This is a genomic window from Rhodococcus sp. WB9 (assembly GCF_007558985.1).
Taxonomy (GTDB): domain Bacteria; phylum Actinomycetota; class Actinomycetes; order Mycobacteriales; family Mycobacteriaceae; genus Rhodococcus_F; species Rhodococcus_F opacus.
In genome coordinates this window covers 2,784,466-2,803,259 of sequence record NZ_CP041769.1, presented here as the reverse complement: position 1 = coordinate 2,803,259, position 18,794 = coordinate 2,784,466, and the positions used below count along the sequence as shown (strand labels likewise).

Annotated in this window: 16 protein-coding genes; all 16 read right to left on the bottom strand. The window is 68.1% G+C overall.

The genetic code is table 11. The annotated features are described in order from the left end of the window. Positions 1-32: 32 nt before the first annotated feature. The 16 genes from eutC to mftA all read right to left on the bottom strand — a co-directional run bounded on the left by eutC (position 33) and on the right by mftA (position 18,705). Entirely contained in the window at positions 33-800 is a 768-nt protein-coding gene (eutC, locus tag FND50_RS12930) for an ethanolamine ammonia-lyase subunit EutC (protein WP_061041812.1), read from the bottom strand. Next, positions 797-2,209 (bottom strand): ethanolamine ammonia-lyase subunit EutB, encoded by a 1,413-nt coding sequence (locus FND50_RS12925; protein WP_144286030.1) that lies wholly within the window; start codon positions 2,207-2,209, stop codon positions 797-799. The genes eutC and FND50_RS12925 overlap by 4 nt, the downstream gene beginning before the upstream one ends. After that, entirely contained in the window at positions 2,206-3,660 is a 1,455-nt protein-coding gene (eat, locus tag FND50_RS12920) for an ethanolamine permease (RefSeq protein ID WP_144286029.1), read from the bottom strand. Before eat ends, FND50_RS12925 begins: the two co-directional genes overlap by 4 nt. Before the next feature lie 154 nt (positions 3,661-3,814). Continuing rightward, positions 3,815-4,357 carry a DUF779 domain-containing protein gene (locus tag FND50_RS12915; RefSeq protein ID WP_005572049.1) on the bottom strand — a complete coding sequence of 181 codons (543 nt, stop codon included), beginning with the start codon at positions 4,355-4,357 and terminating at the stop codon, positions 3,815-3,817. Continuing rightward, on the bottom strand, positions 4,357-5,880 hold the full coding sequence (gene adh, locus FND50_RS12910) for an aldehyde dehydrogenase (RefSeq protein WP_005239499.1): 1,524 nt from the start codon (positions 5,878-5,880) through the stop codon (positions 4,357-4,359). The genes FND50_RS12915 and adh overlap by 1 nt, the downstream gene beginning before the upstream one ends. 75 nt (positions 5,881-5,955) lie before the next feature. After that, positions 5,956-7,272 carry a helix-turn-helix domain-containing protein gene (locus tag FND50_RS12905; RefSeq protein ID WP_005239497.1) on the bottom strand — a complete coding sequence of 439 codons (1,317 nt, stop codon included), beginning with the start codon at positions 7,270-7,272 and terminating at the stop codon, positions 5,956-5,958. 66 nt (positions 7,273-7,338) lie between these two features. After that, the gene (gene mftG, locus FND50_RS12900; protein ID WP_144286028.1) at positions 7,339-8,811 is read right to left on the bottom strand and encodes a mycofactocin system GMC family oxidoreductase MftG; all 1,473 of its coding nucleotides are present in this window, start codon (positions 8,809-8,811) and stop codon (positions 7,339-7,341) included. After that, positions 8,811-10,211 carry a mycofactocin biosynthesis glycosyltransferase MftF gene (gene mftF / locus FND50_RS12895; RefSeq protein WP_144286027.1) on the bottom strand — a complete coding sequence of 467 codons (1,401 nt, stop codon included), beginning with the start codon at positions 10,209-10,211 and terminating at the stop codon, positions 8,811-8,813. The genes mftG and mftF overlap by 1 nt, the downstream gene beginning before the upstream one ends. 106 nt (positions 10,212-10,317) lie before the next feature. Beyond that, complete coding sequence (gene mftE, locus FND50_RS12890) at positions 10,318-11,040, bottom strand: mycofactocin biosynthesis peptidyl-dipeptidase MftE (RefSeq protein WP_005571400.1); 723 nt, start codon at positions 11,038-11,040, stop codon at positions 10,318-10,320. Positions 11,041-11,080: 40 nt separating this feature from the next. After that, positions 11,081-13,042 carry a mycofactocin system FadH/OYE family oxidoreductase 2 gene (locus tag FND50_RS12885; RefSeq protein ID WP_144286026.1) on the bottom strand — a complete coding sequence of 654 codons (1,962 nt, stop codon included), beginning with the start codon at positions 13,040-13,042 and terminating at the stop codon, positions 11,081-11,083. Next, complete coding sequence (locus FND50_RS12880) at positions 13,039-13,851, bottom strand: mycofactocin-coupled SDR family oxidoreductase (protein WP_144286025.1); 813 nt, start codon at positions 13,849-13,851, stop codon at positions 13,039-13,041. The genes FND50_RS12885 and FND50_RS12880 overlap by 4 nt, the downstream gene beginning before the upstream one ends. Before the next feature lie 8 nt (positions 13,852-13,859). Beyond that, positions 13,860-15,824 (bottom strand): mycofactocin system FadH/OYE family oxidoreductase 1, encoded by a 1,965-nt coding sequence (locus tag FND50_RS12875; protein ID WP_144286024.1) that lies wholly within the window; start codon positions 15,822-15,824, stop codon positions 13,860-13,862. 16 nt (positions 15,825-15,840) lie between these two features. After that, positions 15,841-17,022 (bottom strand): pre-mycofactocin synthase MftD, encoded by a 1,182-nt coding sequence (mftD, locus tag FND50_RS12870; RefSeq protein ID WP_144286023.1) that lies wholly within the window; start codon positions 17,020-17,022, stop codon positions 15,841-15,843. A 29-nt stretch (positions 17,023-17,051) separates the two neighbouring features. Next, positions 17,052-18,269 carry a mycofactocin radical SAM maturase gene (mftC, locus tag FND50_RS12865; protein WP_007295767.1) on the bottom strand — a complete coding sequence of 406 codons (1,218 nt, stop codon included), beginning with the start codon at positions 18,267-18,269 and terminating at the stop codon, positions 17,052-17,054. Positions 18,270-18,304: 35 nt separating this feature from the next. Next, a complete protein-coding gene (mftB, locus tag FND50_RS12860; RefSeq protein ID WP_080578158.1) occupies positions 18,305-18,607 on the bottom strand; it encodes a mycofactocin biosynthesis chaperone MftB in 303 nt (100 codons plus the stop codon). A 2-nt stretch (positions 18,608-18,609) separates the two neighbouring features. Further along, on the bottom strand, positions 18,610-18,705 hold the full coding sequence (mftA, locus tag FND50_RS12855) for a mycofactocin precursor MftA (RefSeq protein WP_005573048.1): 96 nt from the start codon (positions 18,703-18,705) through the stop codon (positions 18,610-18,612). Between the last annotated feature and the right edge of the window lie 89 nt (positions 18,706-18,794).

The window sequence follows — 18,794 nt, the reverse complement described above, 5'->3', positions numbered from 1 at the left end:
CGGTCGGACCTGCCGCCCTTTAGATACCACGACTACAGTTCGAGGATCTCCGAGGGGGCTGCGAGCGCATCCGCGCGGGAGGTGTCCTTCAACTCCACTCCGGACCGGCCCAGTTTCCTGGCGCCGGACACGAGACCCGCCACGACGCGGGCCGCGAGTTCGTAGCCGAGCCCCTCGGGTGGGTGGATGTTGGACACGCAGTTCCGGTCCGCATCGGTGCGTCCGGGACGTGGGAGGTGCGTGAGGTAGACGCCGACACTGTCGGCCACCGACAGTCCGGGCCGCTCCCCGATCAGCAGGACGAGGGTCTGCACGCCTAGTGCCTGCGCGATGTGGTCTCCGAGCGCCACCCGGGCCTGAGTCGCGATCACCGGCGGCGCCAGCGAGTACGTCCCGCCGAACTCGTCGACCAGTGCGGACAGCAGGGACACCCCGTGATCGGTGAGCGCCCGGGGCGACAACCCGTCGGCGAGGACGAATCCGACCTCGGCCGTTCCCGCGGGTACCGCGGACAGGTCTGCCGGTGTGCGGCCCAGGTCGGGCCGCCGCAGGTACTCGCTGCGGTCCGACGCCTGACTCGTGACGACCACGGGCCTGCCCAGGCCCACGGCCTCGACCTGTTCGGCCAGCGCCTCCGCGTCGAGCGGCTGGTGGACGGCGTCCCGTGCGGCGGCGTGCGCCGACCGGAACTCGAGGACGCGCTGCGTGGGCAGGGCGTCACCGGTGCGGCCGAGTCCGATACGCGCCTGCGTCGTGGCCCGCAGTTCCGCCCAGAAGTCGTGCACCACAGGATCGCTCATCGTGCCACCGTCAACGCCCGCAGCGGCGACGCCGCGGCGTCGACCGGCAGGACCCGTCCCGCGTCGTCCACCATGCCGAGACGGCGCATCCAATCCTCGAATTCCGGTGCCGGTCTGAGTCCGAGCACCTGACGTGCGTACAACGCGTCGTGGAACGACAGACTCTGGTACCCGAGCATGACGTCGTCCGCGCCGGGTACCGCGATGACGAAGGCCGCGCCTGCCACCCCGAGCAGGGTGAGCAGCGTGTCCATGTCGTCCTGGTCGGCCTCGGCGTGATTGGTGTAGCAGACGTCGACACCCATCGGCAGGCCCAGGAGCTTTCCGCAGAAGTGATCCTCGAGCCCGGCCCGGATTATCTGCTTGCCGTCGTACAGGTACTCCGGACCGATGAACCCGACCACCGTGTTGATCAGCAGCGGTTCGAGATCACGGGCCACCGCGTACGCCCTGGTCTCGAGGGTCTGCTGGTCGACGGGCCTGCCACCCGTTCCGAGGTGGGCGCCCGCGCTGAGCGCCGACCCCTGACCCGTTTCGAGATACATGACGTTGTCGCCGACGGTGCCGCGTTTCAGGGACCGGCCGGCCGCGTTGGCCTCACGGAGCAGCGAGATGTTCACGCCGAAACTGGAATTGGCGCCCTGAGTTCCAGCGATGGACTGGAACACGAGGTCGACGGGGACGCCTTCCTCGATCAGGCCCATCGTGGTGGTCACGTGCGACAGCACGCACGACTGCGCCGGAATGTCGAAGCGCTGACGGATGTCGTCGAGCAGGTGGAGCAGTTCCGAGGTGGCGTGCGGAGAATCGGTGGCCGGGTTGATTCCGATGACGGCGTCACCGCAGCCGAGCAGCAGGCCGTCGAGCGTGGCGGCCGCGATTCCGCGCGGGTCGTCGGTGGGATGGTTGGGCTGCAGCCGGGTTCCCAGGTGTCCCGGTACGCCGAGCGTCGTCCGGAACCCCGCGGTGACGGTGACGGCCCGCGCGACCGCGATGAGGTCCTGGTTGCGCATGATCTTGCTGACGGCCGCGACCATCTCCGGGGTGAGCCCCGGGGCGACGCGGCGGAACGTCTCGGCCGCGCCGTCCCGCGCCGCGACGTCCAGCAGCCAGTCGCGCAGGCCGCCGACGGTGAGATGGGAGATCTCGCCGAACGCGACCCGGTCGTGCGAATCGATGATGAGCCTCGTGACCTCGTCGTCCTCGTAGGGAACGACGAGTTCGTTCAGAAACGTGCCGAGCGGGACGTCGGCCAGCGCCCACTGCGCGGCGGCGCGTTCGGCGTCGGAGGACGCCGCGCACCCGGCCAGTTCGTCGCCGCTGCGCAGCGGTGTCGCCTTGGCCATGAGGTCGACGAGACCGTCGAACGTGTACCCGGTTCCCGCGACTCCGTGACTGTAGGTGGTCATTCCAATTCTTCCTCTGCCTTCGCAAGAACAGCAAACTCCTCGTCAGGCGAATTGGCAACGAGGTGATGGCGGCTGTACAGGCCGAAGTACGCCATGAAGGCCGCGAACGCGATCAGCGTCCAGAGTGCGGCGACCGGATCGACGAGGAAGGTGGCGATCACCGCGGCGGCCGCAATGACGAGCGCGAAGGATGTGGTGACGATGCCGCCCGGGGTGCGGTACGGCCGCTTCATCTCCGGCTCACGCCTGCGGAGGACGATGTGGCTGACCATCATCAGCACGTAGCTGACGGCCGCGCCGAACACCGCCATGTTCAGCAGCATTGCGCCTTCACCGGTGAGCGACAGCACGAACCCGATGACACCCGGCACGATGAGAGCGAGCGTGGGCGCCTTCCGCGAATTGGTGATCGACAGACTCGTCGGGAGGTAGCCGGCGCGGGACAGCGCGAACGTCTGCCGCGAGTAGGCGTACATGATCGAGAAGAAACTGGCGACGAGGCCGGCCAGTCCGATGTAGTTGACGACCTTCGCCCCGGTTCCGTCACCGAGCGCCTCGACCAGCGGATTGCCGGACGTCGACAGGCTCTCGGCACCCAGCGCTCCGGTGGCGAGGAACAGGACACTCGCCCCCGTGACAATGAGGATGAGCATGCTGATGATGATTCCGCGCGGCACGTTCTTCTCCGGCTCGCGGGCTTCCTCCGCGGCCAGCGGCACGCCTTCGACGGCGAGGAAGAACCAGATGGCGAACGGGACGGCGGCCCAGATTCCGAATGCGCCGAAGGGCAGGAAACTCGATGCGCCCACCGCGTCGGTCGTGGCGATGTCGGTGAGGTTGCCCGCGTCGAACAGACCGATCGCGGAGACCGCGAAGATCACGAGACCGACCAGTGCGATCGCCGTGATGACGAACATGGCCTTGAGTGCCTCGCCGGCGCCGGTCAGATGGATTCCGATGAAGATGGCGTAGACCGCCAGGTACACCCACCACCCGTCGGTGATACCGAACAGATTCAGTGACTCGACGTAGCTGCCGATGAAGGTCGCGATGGCGGCGGGAGCGATCGCGTATTCGATGAGAATGGCCGTGCCGGTGGCGAATCCGCCCCACGGCCCGAGTGCGCGCCGCGCGAACGTGTAACCACCGCCTGCGGCGGGTAGTGCGGACGACATCTCGGCCATGCCCAGCACCATGGCCAGGTACATGCCCGCGATGACGACACCGGCGATCAGCAGGCCGCCGAATCCGCCCTCGGCCAGTCCGTTGTTCCAACCGGCGTAGTCGCCGGAGATCACGTAGCTGACGCCGAGGCCGGCGAGCAGCACCCAGCCCGCCGAACCCTTACGGAGCGTGCGTTTTTCCAGATAGCTGCTATCTTCCGAGTGGAAATCGGCAGCATCGTGATGTTGACCGGTTCCGGAATTCTTGGATGGTTCTACGAGTGACATTCCGTCCCCTACGTCGATCCGAATGGTGCCTCGCCCGCACCGCTCGGGGAGCGGAATCGAACGGCCGAGGCCAATGGTGAACGAGTTGTGTACACGTCGTGTCAGCAGAACGTGACCGCGACGTAAAAACCTGGGTCGTAGCGCGCTTCGGGTGCTATGGGACCGGGCGGCGGGCGGGCACGGGACATGCGTCGACGGCTTCGGCGACCACTTGCGGTTCGGGGGACGGCGCGGGCCTCCAGCCCTGCTCCCACTGCTGGCCCACGATGACCTCCTCCGCGGCGAGGCTGGCGTTCTCCTCCGGGGTGAAGGCACGTGCACGACTGAGAAAGCGCATGCCTTCGGGACTTTCCAGGCTGAATCCCGATCCGCGACCGGGCACCACGTCGAGCACCAGCTGAGTGTGCTTCCATGCCTCGAACTGCGAACCGGAAATCCACACGGGCACGGCATCGGCACCCTCGGCCCGGGTGGACGGGGTTTCCCCGACACCGAGACGCAGGTCGAGGACGCCGAGCAACACGTCGCGGTCGCCGACGATGAATTCACCGTCGGGGTAACACATCGGCGCGGAGCCGTCGCAGCACCCGCCGGACTGATGCATCATCAGCGCCCCGTGGGTACCGCCGAGGCGGCGGAGAAGCTCCACCGCCCCGGCGGTTGCCTTCAGGCGCTGAGGCGCCCGGGCTGCGTCCATCAGAAGAAGCCCTGAGCCTTCTGGGCGTAGCTGACCAGCAGGTTCTTCGTCTGCTGGTAGTGCTCGAGCATCATCAGGTGGTTCTCGCGGCCGATGCCGGACTGCTTGTAGCCACCGAACGCGGCGTGCGCGGGGTACTGGTGGTACGTGTTGGTCCACACGCGGCCGGCCTGGATGTCACGTCCGGCCCGGTAGGCGACGCCACCGTCCCGCGACCACACGCCGGCACCGAGGCCGTACAGCGTGTCGTTGGCGATCTCGATCGCCTGGTCGTAGTCCTTGAACGACGTGACGGAGACGACGGGACCGAAGATCTCCTCCTGGAAGATCCGCATCTTGTTCTGACCGGTGAAGATCGTCGGCTGCACGTAGTAGCCGCCGGACAGATCGCCGCCGAGTTCGGCACGCTCACCGCCGGTGACGACCTTGGCGCCTTCGCCCTTGCCGATCTCGATGTACGACAGGATCTTCTCGAGCTGATCGTTCGAGGCCTGCGCGCCGATCATCGTGTCGGTGTCGAGCGGGTCGCCCTGGCGGACGGCCTTGGTGCGGATGGCCGCCATCGCGAGGAACTCGTCGAAGATGTCCTCCTGGATCAGCGAACGCGACGGGCAGGTGCACACCTCGCCCTGGTTGAGGGCGAACATCGTGAAGCCCTCGAGCGCCTTGTCCTGGTAGTCGTCGTTGGAGGACAGAACGTCGGAGAAGAAGATGTTGGGGCTCTTGCCACCGAGTTCGAGGGTGACCGGGATCAGGTTCTGTGACGCGTACTGCATGATGAGCCGACCCGTGGTGGTCTCACCGGTGAACGCGATCTTCCGGATCCGCGGGCTCGAGGCGAGCGGCTTGCCCGCCTCCACACCGAAGCCGTTGACGATGTTCACCACACCGGCGGGCAGCAGGTCGCCGATGACGGAGATCAGGTGCAGGATCGACGCCGGGGTCTGCTCGGCCGGCTTGAGAACGACCGCGTTGCCCGCGGCGAGTGCGGGAGCGAGCTTCCACACGGCCATGAGGATCGGGAAGTTCCAGGGGATGATCTGGCCGACGACGCCGAGCGGCTCGTGGAAGTGGTAGGCGACGGTGTCGGAGTCGATCTCCGACAGTGCGCCTTCCTGCGCCCGGATCGCGCCGGCGAAGTAGCGGAAGTGGTCGATGGCCAACGGAATGTCGGCGTTCAGGGTCTCGCGGATCGGCTTGCCGTTGTCCCAGGACTCGGCGAGCGCGATGGACTCGAGGTTCTCCTCGATGCGGTCCGCGATCTTGTTCAGGATGATGGCGCGCTCGGCCACCGACGTCTTACCCCAGGCCGGAGCCGCAGCGTGTGCGGCGTCGAGCGCAAGTTCGATGTCCTCGGACGTCGAACGCGCGACCTCACAGAACGGCTGCCCGGTGACGGGTGTCGGATTCTCGAAGTACTGGCCCTTGACGGGCGCAACCCACTGGCCGCCGATCCAGTTGTCGTAACGCGATTGGAAAGACATGACGGCGTCCGGCGAACCCGGGCGGGCATACACGGTCATCGATAACTCCCTGGTGTCGTGAAACTCGGGTGGAACTGGGTGTGACTCACAACACTAGGGACCGTACCGTTGCAACTACGTTGCGTACTGCTGATCGAACAGATCGATCCTGGACTTGACCTGGGAATACAGGGGCGAACGCGGGTCGAGGCCTGCCAGATACGCCTCCCATGCGGCGACGTCCTCGCGGCCGTGGACGGACGTGGTCCATTTGGCGAGCAACCGTTGATCACCCTCGCGCAGCAACGCCGCCTGGACGCGTGCCCGTAACTCGTCGCGAAGATCCTCGACCCCGGGCGCCTCCGATCCGGGAAGGACCGGGCCCGAGTAGACGTCGAGGGCGGCGGCGAGCTCGCCGCGATCCAGGGCTCCGCGGACCTGCCGGACGTCCGACGTCAATTCGGCGAGCAGCCGATAGGGCCGCGAACCGAGGTTTGCGGGACCGAAAACCTTACGCAGGCGCGACATCTCGGCACGAATCGTGACGGCGTCGAGTTCGTTCTCGTCGAGCAGCACCGCGAGGCGGTCGGAACTCAGGCCTTCGGGGTGCTCCGCCAGGAGCAGGAGAATCTCCGCGTGCCGCTGCGACAGCGGGATGCGTTCGGGTCCACGAACCAGAGTCGGCCGTCCCGATCCCAGGACCTCCAACCGCAGTACCGTCTCGACGAGCGGATGGGGTGAACGCAGCTGGTGCAGTCGCAACTCCGCCTCGGCGGCCGCGACGGTCGCCCTGATCAGCGAGAGCACCTCGGGCACTGCCACCCGCGGACCACCGGTGATGTCGATCGCCCCGACGATCAGCCCGGTCGCGGGGTCGTGGACGGGCGCCGCCGAACAACTCCAGTCGTGCACCGAGCGGCTGAAATGCTCGGCACCGAAGATCTGCACACAATGGTCGAGCGCCAGCGCGGTACCCGGGGCGTTGGTGCCGACGGTGTCCTCACTCCAGTCGGCGCCCTCGACGAAGTTCATCTCCAGTGCGCGGTCCTTGGCGGACGAATCGCCCTCGACCCACAGCAGCTGACCCTTCTCGTCCGTGATGGCTACGAGCAGTCCGGTGTCGGCGGCGTCCTCGACGAGAAGCTTGCGGACCACCGGGCGGATGATCGACATCGGGTGCGACGCCCGGTACGTGGCGAGATCCGCGGCCGCCAGATCGACCGCGCGGGCCGACCCGTCCGGGTTCACTCCCTTGCTGGTGCTGCGCATCCACGAGTCGAGGATGACGGAACGGACGGAATTTCCCTCACCGTCCGGGGCACGACCGGAGGGTGCGTGACGCTCGACGAACAACTGATGCGCCGACGACACCCTGCGTGCCAGCATCGCGACGTCGTCTCCCGGGCGCACGGCGACCCACGGATTGCCCCCTGTGGGCGGTTGACTTTGCATCGAACTCCTCCACGGCGTCTCTGCCTACTGTAACCCGCATCACACGGGCCTGTGTCGCCCCCTCGCTCACTCCCCCAGGAAGGTACTGACGCGCTCGGCGACCATGACCGCCGTGGCGTGCGGCCCACGGCTCGGGACCACCGGAAACACCGAGGTGTCGGCGATGGTCAGCCCTTCCATTCCACGGACGTTGCACCACTCGTCCACCACCGCGCGCGCGTCGTCGCGTCCGCCCATCCGGCAACTGCCGCACAGGTGCAGCGACGTCCCCAGGTGGGCGAGCACCGAGCGGTCGGACACCTCCTCCGACAGCGGCACGACCAACGGACCGAGCTCCGGCGAACGCAGCAGTTCCAGTGCGATGGCCTGCCCGTCGCGCAGCGCCCGGCGGTCGGCGGCCGATTGTGCGTAGCGGTATTCGATTCGGGGACGGTCCCGGCGGTGCCGCGACGTGAGCCGGATGTCGCCCCGGCTGTCCGTCACCATGAGCCCGATCCCGAGGACCGGGTCGGACTGCCCGGATCCGGGGACGAGCACGTCGAACGGCGCCGTGTACGGACGGATCTCGAGGTCGCCGACATTCAGCACCGTTTCGACGACCGGACTGGTGTCGCTGCGACGGAGCGTGTCCCGAATGCGGTACGGCAGAGCCACTTCGGGGTGGTCGCTGAAGTCGCTGCCGACCCCGGGCGCGTCGAGTATGACAGGAATGTCGTTGTCTTTCAAATGTTCTGCCGGACCAATTCCCGAAAGCATCAGCAGCACCGGGGTTTCGACGGGACCTGCCGCCAGCACGACCCGACCAGTGCGGACCGTGCGACGCACGCCGTCCGACTCCACCTCCACTCCGACGGTCTCGTTACCGGAGAACAGGATTCGGACGACGTCGGAATTCGATTCGACCGTCACATTGGGCCGCTCCCACGCCGGCAGCAGGTACGCCACCGCCGTGCTGACACGGCGGCCGCCGTCGACATTCAGGGGCACCGGACCGATCCCGCCGACGCCTGCACCGTTCTTGTCCGGTTCCTCGGGATGTCCTGCGCCGAGCGCCGCGGCGCGGAATGCCGAGCTGATCTCGCTCAGCCGTTCGGCGGGCTGCCTGCGAACGGGCATCGGCCCGGTCGTGCCGTGCCGAGTGTCGTCGAAGTCGGCGTCACGCTCGAGCCCCCGGAAGACGGGCAGCACGTTCTCGTACGACCACGACGCGGGCCAGTGCCGGAAATCCGCTTCCGTCCCACGGACGAAGTAGGCGCCGTTGACGGCGCCCGAACCGCCGAGGACGTGCCCACGCACCATGGACGAGGGAACGCTCGGTGCCAACTCCACGCCGTACGTCTCCGCGAACGCGCTGCCCGGACCGACCGGCAGTGTCCGGTAGTCGAGCACGGCACAGTCGGCCACCGACCGGTAGCCGGGTCCGGACTCGAGGAGCAGGACCGATCGTCCGGGATGCTCGCTGAGCCGAGCGGCCACCACGCATCCGCTCGAACCGCCGCCGACGACCACGACGTCGGCGGCGCGAATCGGATCGGCCACTACGACTTCAACCGGGGCTTCAACGCGTCGAGGTCGCGGGCGGTGATGGCGCCCTTCCAGAGCCCGGCGCCGTACGCGACGTCGTCGATCCGCTTGAACACCGTGTGCCGCACGGGTCCCAGCCCTCCGGGCTCCCGGTGAGTCACCCAGTCGGCGACGCCCTCGGCGACGGCGATCGCGAGCGCGATGCGGCGAATCCGTTTCGAGAGCAGCACCGCCAGCAGGGTGATGGGCCAGTAGTGACGACACATTGCGGACGCCAGCTGCCAGGCACCGCCGGCGAAGCCCTGCGCCGCGAGGATCGCGGCGATGCGGGTCGGCTGGTCGAGGCCCGTGAACATACGGCGCAGCCGCAGCACCATCATCGCGAGTGTGGCGACGGCGCCGAGCAGGCCCAGCCGGGTGCACGTGGCGGCGGCGAGGCACGCGAAGAACGTCCACGGCGACATCGACAGCGGGGGAACCATGCCCGAGTGCCTCGCCGCCAGCGGCGCCGCACCGGTGCCGTAGAACAGCTTGCGGTCGAACCACTTTCCGAACGTCACACGGTGATCGTGCGCAACGTGGGCCACGGGCTCGTATCGCAGTCGCCAGCCGGACTCCTGGAGTCGCCAGCACAGGTCGACATCCTCCGCCACGTGCATGGACTCGTCGAATCCGCCGAACTCGTCGAGCACCTCGCGACGGGCGATCATCGCAGCGCTCGGGACGTATGACACCGGGCCGCCGGACTGGACCGCGGACTCCTTGCGTCCGAGGTCGAGGGAGGAGCGGGCGTGCTCGTACCGCGCGAGTGTGCTCGCCTCGGGTTCGAGCGCCACGATCCTCGGGGCGACGAGTGCGACGGCGGGATCGCTGAAGTGGCCGAGCATGACCTCGATCCAGCCGGTGCGCGGCAGGACGTCGGAGTCGAGGAACGCCACGAACGGAGTTGCGGCGTAACGCAGACCGGTGTTCCGGGCCGCGGCCGGCCCCTTGGCCGTCTCATGGCGCAGGACGGTGACGTGGCCACCGCACCCGTTCTGCAGCGCGGGGACGACGATCGGGACGTCGGAGCCGTCGTCGACGACGACAACCTCGAGTCCGCGGAGCGAGGCCAGCACCCGATGCAGCCCGGACGCGTTGTTCTTCACCGGAATGACAACGGTGACATCCCGGGGGGACGGAGTACTCATGGGGCGCGGGTTGGCGACCCCCGAATCGAGGAGGCGGCGTGCGACGACCGCGGACTGCGGATCGACGACCTCGAGGTAGCCGTCTCCGATCATGGCCGCCGCGGTGGGCGCCAGTTTCAGCATCCGAGTCGGCGAACCACCGATCAACACTCGACCTCCGGAATATGCGCGTACCTTGGGGTCGATTCGGATCCCGAATCCATCGGGAAGTCGAGCTTGGCGCATCAGTCGATCGTATGCGGATCGGAGAGCGCTGGCAGGGCATGCCGGAAATTAGTCGCGTAGGCATGCCGGAAATCCGCCCTCGGCAACTCGAGGACGCCCGTGCGGGTCATCGGAGCCTCCCATCGGCGCCCGGTTCCCACCGGAGCCTTCCATCGGGGCCCGGTTCCCACCGGGCCAGTGCCTTGGTGACTGTGTGGACGAGTACGCCGAAGATCTGCGCCCCCTCCGCGGCCGTTGCGCCCGTCGGGTCACCGAGCACGCCGTTGGCCGACACGGCGACCATACCGCCTTCGCGCAGTCTTGGCATCAACCTCGCAACAGGTTCCGTATTACCGACTTCAGCCCTGGACAACCTCACCCGACCAGGTGAAAGGTGTAGCAACAAGGACGTTTCCGTACGCCCGGCATGGGCGTCCGCCCCGGGAACCGCACACGGCACCCAGGCCACATCGCGAGCCTCGTACCGAAGCAAGGCGACAGCCTTGACCAATGCGGGCCCGTTTCCGCCGTGCCCGTTGACGAACAGCACACGGTCGGCCCACCGGCACGCGGACCTGCCGTACTCGACCAACACGGCCTCCAGCGCCTCGGCCCCGAGCGACACGGTCCCGGGAAATCCCTCGTGCTCGCCACTGGCGCCGTAGGCGATCGGGGGTGCCACCAGCACGTGCGGCAGCGCGCGGGACACGGCGTCGGCGATGGCGGTGTCGGTGTCGAGCGGCAGATGCGGTCCGTGCTGCTCGAGCGAGCCGACCGGGACGACGACCGTCGACACACGGGATGCGAGTTCGGGCCACACCGCGTCGTCGAGGTGTCCGGAATGGGGCATCCCCCGATGCTAGGCGACGCGGAACCGGCTGCTGCTCGCACTAGAGCGCGAGCGCCACCCGCTCCCCCTCGATGACGGCGGAATGCGCGCGGCGCGGAGCCAGGGCGTCGCCGATGCGATGAACCTCGATACCGCTGTCGGCCAGCTCTTTCCAGAGCCCGTCCTCCGGCTGCTGATGCGCCGAGGAGACCACCCAGTCGACGGTGAGTTGCCGCGGCTCACCGGTCGGGTGGTGCAGGAGCGTGACCTCGAGCCGCCCGCCGTCGACGACGTCGCACCCGGTCGGCACCACGTCCGTCACCTGCGTGATGCTCTTGCCGTGCGCCCGCCGGTTCCATCCCTCGAGGTCCAGCGTGATGCCCAGGTCCTGGCCGACGATCATCCCCGGAGTGCAGATCGTGACGGCACACCCGTCGTCGGCGACGAACTCCGCGACGGACGTGCCCTGATGAAATCCCAGTTCGTCGACCACCAGCACCGTCCCGGACGGACACGCGCGACCCTCCAGCACGTCCCGCACGTCCACCACCCGCCCCGACGCACCCGCCCAGTGCGGACGGCGCGGACGTGCCCCGGTCGCGAGCACCACCACGTCGGGACGTCCCCGCACCAGGGTCTCGGCGGTCGCGTCGGTGCCGGTCCGCACGTCCACACCGCGCCGAACGCATTCCGATTCCAGATCGACGACGAGGTCGAGGAACTCGCGGCGACCCGGGACGACGGCGGCCGTCCGGACCTGGCCGCCGAGAACAGTCGCGCGTTCGAACAGCGTCACGTCGTGACCCCGCTGCGCCGCGGTCGCCGCGGCCCTCAACCCGGCCGGTCCACCGCCGACCACGAAGACCCGCCTGCCGCGAACGGTAGGTTCGGGCAGCGGGACCGCTTCCCTGCCCGCGCGCGGGTTGACAACGCATCCGAGCCACCGGCCCAGCCCCATGCGTCCGATGCATTCCTGATTGCACGCCAGGCACGTTCGGATGTTTCCCTCTTCGCCGGCCAGGGCCTTCACCGCGAAGTCCGGGTCCGCGATCTGGCCGCGCACCACCCCGATCAGGTCGCAGTGTCCCTCGTGCAGAGCCTGGTCGGCCTGGTGCGGATCCGAGAACCGGCCGACACCGACCACGGGAAGACCGACCCGTCGCCGGATGGCGTTCGGGACGAACAGCGCGTACCCGCGAGGGACCGCCATGGACGCCTCGATCATGTGGAGCGTCTCGGTGGCCATGCCGATGGACGTGTTGATGTAGTCGACCCGGCCGTCCGCCTCCACCAGAGCGGCCACCTCCACCGCCTCGTCGAGGCGGACTCCACCGTCGAACAGATCCTCCCCCGCGAGCCTCACCCCGAGTGCGCGGTCCGGACCGATCGCGGCACGCACGGCCTCGACGACCTCGAGGAGGAACCGGGCACGGTTCTCCAGCGACCCTCCGTACCGGTCCGTGCGCTGGTTCGTGGCGGGGGCCAGGAAACTGCGCACCAGCGACGAGTGGGAGCACTGCAGTTCGATCCCGTCGAATCCGCCTCGGAGACAGTGCTCGGCCACGCGCGCGTACCCGTCGACGAGGGTCCGGATCTCCCGCCGATCGACCGCCTTGGGAACTTCACGGAACAGTGGGTCGGGGACGGCGCTCGGCGCCCACAGCGGCCGCCGCGAGTACATACTCGATCCCTGGCCGCCGTTGTGGTTGACCTGAGCCAGGATCGGGACACCGTGCTCGTGGACCGCGTCGGTGATCCGCCGGTACCCCGGGACGACCTCCGGCCGGTAGCCGGCGATCACCTTCTCGTACGGCCAGTCCCCCGGATGGGTGGCGTGCTCCTCGGAGATGATCAGGCCCGCACCGCCCTTCGCGCGCGCCGCATAGTAGGCGGCGTGCTGCGCGGTGGGCAGGCCGTCGACGGCGTACCCCGTGAGGTGCGCGGAGAAGACCACCCGATTGCGCAGGGTCAGCGGCCCCAGGCGCAATCGGGTGAACAGGTGGCGGTACGCGGAGGTGCTCACACCTTGGTGTTGCCCATGTCGACGGCGACCTGACTGCCCGTGACCCTCCGCGAACCGTCGCCGGCAAGCCACAGCACCGCGTCGGTGATGTCGTCGGTGTCGGCCAGCGGGTGGTCGGTGAGGATGGTGCCGAAGCTCGACAGATAGTGCGGGTGCTTCTCGAGTATCACGAGGCTGCCCGGATCGGTGCCCATCGGAGTCTTCACCCCGTACGGATGAATGGAGTTGACCCGGATGCCGTATTCGCCCAGTTCCTTCGCCGCGGTCTGGGTGAGTCCGACGAGCCCGAACTTGGAGGCGGCGTAATTCGCCTGCCCCGGAAGCGGCTTGATACCCGCGACGGAGCTGATCACGATGATCGAACCCCCGCGACCTCCCTCGATCAGCGCCGGGACCGCAGCCTTCAGCGTCTTCCACGCGCCGGTGAGGTTCACGTCGATCAGCGTCTCCCACTGCTCGTCGGGCATCTCCCAGAAGCGGCTCCAATTGCAGATCCCGGCGTTCGCGATCACGATGTCCAGCCGGCCGAACTGTTCGACTCCCCGGTCGACGACAGCCTTCAGTTGCGCACTGTCCCGCACGTCCGCCTGCTCGGCGAGAATCTTGCCGCCCTCGGATTCCACGAGCCGCACCGTCTCGGCCAGGTCGTCCGGCGTCGCAGGCTCGTAGCTGTTGTACTCCGACACCGGCCCGCAGATGTCCACGGCGATGATCGCCGCACCTTCCCGCGCCAACCGCACCGCGTGCGTCCGCCCCTGCCCACGGGCAGCCCCGGTGATGAACGCGATCTTGTCGTCGAACTGTCCCATGAAATGTCCTATCTCTCGTTGACGAGGGTGAACGGATGGTGGTCGAACTCGTTCTGTCCGTGTGTGGTCCAGGTCAGCGCCTCGGCGCGACCCTCACGGACCGCCTCGAGCAGTGTGCGGGGTGCCACGCAGTCGCCGCCCCGCACCGCATCCGGACGCGACGAGCCGAGTGTGTCCTCGGGAAGGCGATGCGAGCAGTCGATGAGCACGGCGCACGGCACCACCGACTCTTCGGCGGTGTACCGGTTTCGTAGGCGCACACCTTCGTCGCCGATCGACGCGATGCGGCTGTCGAGGTGGCGCGTCACCCCGGCTCGTTGCAGACGGGTGTTGGCGTCGGCCAGGTCCCCGGTCATGCCGAGTCGCGAACCGGCAACGGAATCCTGGGTCACGATGCTCACGTCCCGGCCCCGCGCCGCGAGCCATTCGGCGACTGCCACGCCGACCGGTCCGCCGACCGGGTCGAAGACGACGTGCGGCCCTTCCGTCGACGCGTCGGCATCCAGCAGGCCCGCGGCACCGATACACCGGACGCTCCCCTCGACCGGGAACGGCAACGGGCGAGGCCTGCTGCCGGTCGCGAGGATCACCCTCGTGCCCTCACCTTCCGCGGCGTCGAGTTCGGCGTCCGAGACAGCGGTACCGAGACGGAATTCGACTCCGAGCCTCCGGCATTCGCCCTCGAGCCAGTCGACCAACGCCGTGAGGTGCGGCGCACCCGCGGCGGCCCGCACCATCCCGCCGAGCCGGGCCGACGCGTCCGCCACGGTCACGCTGTGACCGTTGAGGGCCAGCACTCGCGCCGCTTCGAGACCGGCCGGACCGCCGCCGACCACCAGCACCGCGCCCGTGGCCCCACCAGTGCTGTCCTCGGCAGGATCGACGGTCTCGTGTCCGGCCGTCGGATTACCGACACAGGTGACGACCGGATTGCGGGGGTCGAGCACCTGGCACGTCTGATTGCACAGGACGCACGGCCGCGGCACCGCACCGCGACGGATCTTGACGACGAGGTCGGGGTCGGCGATCTGGGCGCGCGTCATCTCGACGACGTCGGCGACACCCTCGTCGAGCGCCCGCCGGGCATCGGCCGGATCGACGACGCTGCCCTGCAGAACGACCGGGACCATGCCTGCGACCGCAACGCGGATGTCCCGGCAGAGTTCGGTGTTGAACGCGGGTTGCCGATGGAAGTCGGGGCGGTAGGCGTTCGGCGTCATCGGCCCGCCCCGGACCACCACGAGCAGGTCGAGAGCCCCGGCGAGTTCCCGTGCGTGCCCGACGGCGATCGACGGCGTGATCCCCGCCCAGGACGTCGCCTCGTCGCAGCTCAGGCGCAGGGACAGGACCCGGCCGGGACCCAACTCGTCGCGGACGGCTGCGAGGACCTCGCGGGTGAGGCGCAGCGGGTCGGCGCCGTATCCGTCTTCGCGCATGTTGGTGAGGTTCGAATGAAACTGTCGCAGCAGCCCTCTCGGTCCGGCGTCGAGCTCGACACCGTCCACGTCCGCGGACACGGCCGCGGATGCCGCGGCACGGAAGCCCTCGACGAGCCCGTCGATCTCCGCCTGCCCCATCTCCATCGGCATCTCACGGGAGATCACGTCGGCAATCCCCGACGGTCCCCACAGCACCGCCTGCGAATACGCACTCGACCCCTGAAGTCCGGTGTGACCCAACCCGGCCAGCACCAGCGTGCCGTGCGGACGGCACGCCGCGACGACCTCCCGCCAGCCGCCGACGCAGTCGGACGCCAGCGGCGCGCGCTCGTACGGCCAGTCGGAGGCATGAACCGACGCCACCTCGGTGACGACGATCCCCGCGCCACCACGCGCCCGACGTTCGTAGTACGCGACGTGCCGCGGTGAAAGCGTTCTTCCCGCACCGAGATTGGTGGTGTGCGGACCCAGAAGCACCCTGGACCGGGCGTGGCGTCCGGCCAGGGTGATCGGGTCTGTCAGTTGCGCAGACATCTACGCCGTTCGTCGGTCAGGATTCGGCGCCGAGCACACGGGCAAATCCGGGCGGGATCACGACGTCGGACGGCGTGAGGTCGTGAATGTTCGAGTGACCCAGCCCGAGCAGTGCCGAGTCGATACCTCCACGGAGGACGTCGAGGACGTTCTCGACGCCGGCCTGACCGTTCGCCGAGAGGCCCCACAGGTACGCGCGGCCGATCATCACCGCCCGCGCACCGAGCGCGACGGCCTTCACGACGTCGCTGCCACGGCGGATACCACCGTCGAGAAGCACCTCGACCTGGTCGCCGACGGCCTCTGCGATGGCGGGCAGCGCTCGAATCGGCGCCGGAGTGCCGTCGAGGTTGTTGCCGCCGTGATTCGACACGGAGATGGCGGTGACCCCGGCGTCGACGGCGCGCTTCGCGTCGTCGACCCGCATGACACCCTTGAGCATGAACGGCCCGCCCCACTGCTCGCGCAGCCACGCGATGTCGTCCCACGTCGGCAACGGCGTCTGCATCCACTCGCCGTAGGCACCGAAGAACGTGGGCGGTTCCTGACCGGGCTGCGCCAGGTTCGGGGTGGTCAGATCCGGGATCTTGCGGGTCTTCGCGAACTCGTACAACCACTTCGGACGACTGATGCCCTCGGGGGCGAACTGGAGCATCGCCTTGAGGTCCATCTTCTCGGGGATGGCCGGGCTGCCCCAGTCGCGTCCGTACGAGAACGACCAGTCGGTGGTGATGATCAGTCCGGTCGCCCCGGCGGCACGGGCGCGTTCCATCCGCTGGATCAACACGTCCCGGGTACCGACCCAGTACATCTGGAAGAACGTCTGAGGATTGGCCGCCGTGACCTCCTCGATCGACTTGCTCGCGAACGAACTCAGACCGATCGCCGTTCCGCGTGCCGCCGCCGCGCGGGCGACCGCGACCTCACCGTCGGGATGCACCGCCTGCACACCGGTCGGGGAGATCACGACGGGCAGCGAAATCGGCTGTCCCATCACGGTCGTGGACAGCTCACGCTTGTCGGACAGACCGATCACGTGGGGGGCGAACCCCAGCTCGGCGAACGCCGCGATGTTGTCGTCGACCGTCACGCCCCGCTCGGAACCGGCGATCAGCGCCGCATACACCGACTTCGGCAGGCGCTTCTTCGCGCGACGCTGAGCCTCCGCCACCGTCTCGAAGAACGGATTCTTACCCATGGCAATACCTCTCGTACCTGGCAGACGACTTACGTCTGGTCCATGCCCGCAAGCGGGTTCTCGTCACAAATCTTGGCCGGCGGACGCACCATCAGCGTCAGCGGAACCGGCGCCCGCGGAGTCCGGCGCTGGCCGGTGCGGGAGTGATCGACACTGGATTTCGGGATCTCCCCCGCGGCAGCCAACGCCAGTTCGCCGTTGCCGATCACACATTCGGGGTCCGGGCCGTCCATCGGCAGCCCGGTAAAGAACTTCGCGGCCATGCATCCGCCGCGGCAGGAGTCGTAGTGGTTGCACTTGCTGCACGCGCCGCCGGTCTGCGGGGACCGCAGCTCCTGGAACAGCTCCGACGTCTGCCACACCTGCTGGAAACCGCCGTCCGCCACGATGTTTCCGGCGAGGAACTGCTCGTGGATCGCGAACGGGCAGGCGTAGACGTCGCCGATCGGGTCGATCAGGCACACCACCCGTCCGGCGCCGCACAGGTTCAGACCGGGCAACGCATCGCCGTAGGCGGACAGATGGAAGAAGGAGTCTCCGGTGAGCACGCCCTCGCCGTTGGCGACCAGCCAGTTGTACAGCTCACGCTGCTGTGCCTGCGTGGGATGCAGTTCGTCCCACACGTCCGCGCCACGCCCCGACGGTCGCAGCCGGGTGATACGCAGGGTGGCGCCGTACTTGTCGGCCAGGGCCTTGAAGTCGTCGAGCTGGGACACGTTGTGCCGGGTGACCACCACGGAGATCTTGGCGTCCTTGAAACCAGCCTCGGACAGATTCTCGAGTGCCCGCACCGCCATCGCGAACGAACCCGGACCACGGACGGCGTCGTTGACCTCGGCCGTCGCACCGTCGAGGGAGATCTGCACGTCGACGTAGTCGCTGGCCGCGAGCCGGGCGGCGACCTTCTTGTCGATCTTCACCCCGTTCGTGGAGAACTTCACCCCCACCTGGTGGGCGGTCGCGTAATCAACCAGCTCCCAGAAGTCCGAGCGAACCGTCGGCTCACCGCCGCCGATGTTCACGTAGAAGACCTGCATACGCTGCAGTTCGTCGATGATCGACTTGCACTGCTCGGTGCTCAACTCCCGCGGGTCACGCCGGCCGGAGGAGGACAGACAGTGCACACACGACAGGTTGCACGCGTAGGTCAACTCCCAGGTGAGGCAGATCGGGGCGTCGAGACCGAGTTCGAACTGGTCGACGAGGCGGCCGACCGGGGCGGAAGGCCTTTCGAGCATGGAGGTCATGGGCTGTGTCCTCTGGTACGGGTGGAAAGAGCTGGTCAGGCGGGGACGATCATGTGCGACTCGGCCAACGTGCCGAGCGCGCGCGCATACTGCGCGGCAGTGTCGTCCCCGATACCCTGCGCCCGCAGTGCGGACCGGGCGTCGGCGTGTGAGGGAAGCGCTTCGACCACCGCGACGATCGTGCGGTTCTTCAGGAACGACAACTTGCGCGTCCCGAAGTGGTAGAGCAGCGCCCCGAAAGGTTCGGGACGCAGCGCCACCTGCGGATGAAGCTTCCAGCCCACATCGAGATCGATACCGGCGTTGCCGGCCACTGAAGCAGAAGCTGGAGCGGACATGATCAGTACACGCCGCACATGCCGTCGATCGAGACCTCTTCCACCAGGGATTCCTCGACCAAGTCGTTTTCCAGCACGTTGTTGTCGCGATCAGACATGATTTCCTCCTACTGTTCGGTGATACGGCGCGAGCCGGAGGGATGTTCCCCGTCATAGGAGACCGTCCCTGTGACTCGCCTCACCACTG

Bases quoted from the DNA above. Each gene is read 5' to 3' on its own strand.
- eat (WP_144286029.1), bottom strand. From the start codon at position 3,660: ATGTCACTCGTAGAACCATCCAAGAATTCCGGAACCGGTCAACATCAC.
- FND50_RS12915 (WP_005572049.1), bottom strand. From the start codon at position 4,357: ATGGACGCAGCCCGGGCGCCTCAGCGCCTGAAGGCAACCGCCGGGGCG.
- FND50_RS12905 (WP_005239497.1), bottom strand. From the start codon at position 7,272: ATGCAAAGTCAACCGCCCACAGGGGGCAATCCGTGGGTCGCCGTGCGC.
- mftC (WP_007295767.1), bottom strand. From the start codon at position 18,269: ATGACCTCCATGCTCGAAAGGCCTTCCGCCCCGGTCGGCCGCCTCGTC.
- mftF (WP_144286027.1), bottom strand. From the start codon at position 10,211: ATGCGCCAAGCTCGACTTCCCGATGGATTCGGGATCCGAATCGACCCC.
- mftA (WP_005573048.1), bottom strand. From the start codon at position 18,705: ATGTCTGATCGCGACAACAACGTGCTGGAAAACGACTTGGTCGAGGAA.
- adh (WP_005239499.1), bottom strand. From the start codon at position 5,880: ATGACCGTGTATGCCCGCCCGGGTTCGCCGGACGCCGTCATGTCTTTC.
- mftD (WP_144286023.1), bottom strand. From the start codon at position 17,022: ATGGGTAAGAATCCGTTCTTCGAGACGGTGGCGGAGGCTCAGCGTCGC.
- eutC (WP_061041812.1), bottom strand. From the start codon at position 800: ATGAGCGATCCTGTGGTGCACGACTTCTGGGCGGAACTGCGGGCCACG.
- mftE (WP_005571400.1), bottom strand. From the start codon at position 11,040: ATGCCCCATTCCGGACACCTCGACGACGCGGTGTGGCCCGAACTCGCA.
- FND50_RS12880 (WP_144286025.1), bottom strand. From the start codon at position 13,851: ATGGGACAGTTCGACGACAAGATCGCGTTCATCACCGGGGCTGCCCGT.
- FND50_RS12925 (WP_144286030.1), bottom strand. From the start codon at position 2,209: ATGACCACCTACAGTCACGGAGTCGCGGGAACCGGGTACACGTTCGAC.
- FND50_RS12875 (WP_144286024.1), bottom strand. From the start codon at position 15,824: ATGTCTGCGCAACTGACAGACCCGATCACCCTGGCCGGACGCCACGCC.
- mftB (WP_080578158.1), bottom strand. From the start codon at position 18,607: ATGTCCGCTCCAGCTTCTGCTTCAGTGGCCGGCAACGCCGGTATCGAT.